Origin of the sequence: Promicromonospora sp. NPDC057488 (assembly GCF_042802395.1) — a bacterium.
In the GTDB taxonomy this organism is placed as follows: domain Bacteria; phylum Actinomycetota; class Actinomycetes; order Actinomycetales; family Cellulomonadaceae; genus Promicromonospora.
On record NZ_JBHVEG010000336.1, the window covers coordinates 1 to 1693 of the forward strand.

1 protein-coding gene and 1 pseudogene are annotated in these 1693 nt (G+C 76.0%); one reads left to right on the forward strand and one right to left on the reverse strand.

The annotated features are described in order from the left end of the window. Positions 1 to 54 precede the first annotated feature (54 nt). Positions 55 to 684: a hypothetical protein gene (locus ACFU5G_RS29850; protein ID WP_377252772.1), complete on the reverse strand. Its 630-nt coding sequence runs from the start codon at positions 682 to 684 to the stop codon at positions 55 to 57. A 669-nt stretch (positions 685 to 1353) separates the two neighbouring features. Between ACFU5G_RS29850 and ACFU5G_RS29855 the strand changes: the two are divergent. Further along, a pseudogene (locus tag ACFU5G_RS29855) lies at positions 1354 to 1693 on the forward strand (hypothetical protein); the annotation flags it as partial.

Here is a 1693-nt window from a genome sequence, read left to right on the forward strand (position 1 = left end):
GGCAGACGTACAGGTCACCCGGGTGACCCGTACGTCTGACACGGGCGGGCTCCTTCAGCGGGTGACCTGCTGCACGTTGACGGCGCCGACGAACCCGGCGAGGTTCGTCGTCCCGTGCGTGACGTTCCGGTTGCCGTTGAAGAGCTGGAGCGTGCCGCCCGTGGTCGAGATCGTGATGGTGTTGGAGACGTAGCCGTCCTGGTTCGACAGGGTCGACGTCGTCGACCTGATCCGCGAGCCGGCGACCTCGTTGCCGCCCAGGACGAGGTAGGCCGACACGATCTCGGTGTAGGCGTTCAGGAGGTCGCCGACCGCGTCGGCCGACCAGGAGTAGGTGACGACGTACGTCCCCGCCGGCAGCGTGATCCCGCCGCCGCTGAGGGCCACGCCGCTGCCGTAGGTGGTACCCACCGTGGTCAGGGGGATCACGGTGTTCGCGTTCTGCGCGGCCGTCGACGTCGTGTAGAAGTACCCGCCGTTCGCGGGAGCCGCGGCGCCCTGCGAACCCTGTGGTCCTGCGGCGCCCTGCGGGCCGGCCGCCCCCTGGGGTCCGACGGCGCCCTGTGGGCCCGCGGGCCCCTGCGTCCCGGTCGCTCCCTGGGCACCCGCGGTGCCGGTCGCGCCCTGGGCGCCGGCTGTGCCCTGCGCACCGGTCGTGCCCTGTGCGCCGGTCGCACCCTGCACCCCCTGGGGACCCTGCGGGCCGGCGGGGCCCTGCGGACCCTGGGGTCCGGTGAGGCCCTGGGGTCCGGTGGGACCCTGGGCGCCTGCCGTGCCCTGGGGGCCGGTGGGGCCTTGCGCGCCGATGGCGCCGTTGGCGCCTTGGGCGCCGGTGCTGCCCTGGGAACCTGTCGCGCCCTGCGGGCCCGCCGCTCCCTGGTTCCCTTGGGTGCCGGTCGCGCCTTGCGGGCCCGTTGTTCCTGGGGTTCCTTGGGCTCCGGTTGCGCCCTGTGCGCCGGGGGTGCCCTGGGAGCCGGTCGCGCCTTGGGGCCCGGTCGTACCGGGAGTTCCTTGGGCTCCGGTCGCGCCCTGCGCACCGGTAGCGCCCTGCGGTCCCGCGAGCCCTTGGGGTCCGGCCGGCCCTTGGCTGCCCGCTGCGCCCTGTGCGCCCGTGCCGCCTTGTGCACCCTGGGGGCCGGCGGGTCCCTGCGGGCCGTCTGCTCCGTCCGCCCCGTCGGCGCCCTGCGGGCCGGTCGTGCCGTCGGCGCCCTGGGGACCTTGCGCCCCGTCTGCTCCGTCCGTGCCGGCAATGCCCTGGGGACCCGCGGGTCCTTGTGCGCCCGTTGCGCCCTGAGCGCCGTCGGTGCCGTCCGCGCCCTGTGATCCAGCGGGTCCCTGAGGTCCGCTAGATCCTTGAGCGCCGGTTGCTCCCTGCGCGCCGGCGTCGCCCTGTGCGCCCTGAGATCCGGCAGGTCCCTGTGGGCCGACAGCCCCGTCTGTCCCGTCGGCACCGTCAGCGCCCTGGGGTCCGGTCGCGCCGTCCGCGCCCTGGGCACCCTCCGCGCCCTGCGGTCCGGCCGGTCCTTCGGGGCCGTCGGCGCCGTCTGTTCCGTCGGCGCCGTTGGCGCCCTGGGGACCGGTGGATCCTTGGGCTCCGTCGGCGCCCTGGGCGCCCGTCGCTCCCTGTGGGCCGACGGCGCCGTCAGCGCCGTCAGCGCCCTGTGGTCCGCCTGGGCCCTGGGGTCCGTCGGAC